Consider the following 529-nt stretch of genomic DNA (forward strand, 5'->3'; position numbering starts at 1 on the left):
GCACTTGGAGCCGGGCTTGGTATCTGGGGCGTAATCAATCTGATGGAGGGCTACGGCAACGACAATCCGGGTGCGAATGCTCATGTACGGTAAAGAAGCAAGCAACCGAAAGCAAGAGATGGACCGCCAGCACCACACTATTCCGAACCAAAGACCAAAAGACAAGCACCGTGGAAATGTGCATAACAGGCTATGGAATCATGGATAACTCTATTCACAGCACGTGGAAAAGCTAAAGTGCAGCTTTCCCACGTCCTGCAAACAGAGTTACCCACAATTCCATAAGACAGCCAGTTCTACCTCCATGAGTTCCTGCAAGATATCTTTAAAGCTTTCTTTAAGAAGGGTATAGACATCCGCAACGCTGGTGATGTTGTTCTCTGAAATAATCTGTCGAATCTGCTCTTTAGCTACTGCCATAAAAATTCTCCTTTTCGATAAGAATTGTCATATCTATAGTAAGCGCCAAATATTCCTGCGGATTTCCTGATCCTTAAGTATCACCTATAATTGTAGTCGATAGATATTT

Annotated in this window: 1 protein-coding gene and 1 pseudogene; one reads left to right on the plus strand and one right to left on the minus strand. The window is 44.0% G+C overall.

Translation table 11 applies throughout. From position 1 onward, the window contains the following. Window positions 1–93 (plus strand): Maff2 family mobile element protein (locus tag D5281_RS25265; RefSeq protein WP_277935647.1); only part of this gene is annotated, 93 nt, incomplete at its 5' end. 198 nt (window positions 94–291) lie between these two features. On the opposite strand, the pseudogene D5281_RS25270 reads toward D5281_RS25265, so the two are convergent. Beyond that, a pseudogene (locus D5281_RS25270) lies at window positions 292–420 on the minus strand (IS256 family transposase); the annotation flags it as partial. Window positions 421–529 lie beyond the last annotated feature (109 nt).

It is taken from the genome of Parablautia muri (assembly GCF_009917485.1).
Classification (GTDB): domain Bacteria; phylum Bacillota; class Clostridia; order Lachnospirales; family Lachnospiraceae; genus Suilimivivens; species Suilimivivens muri.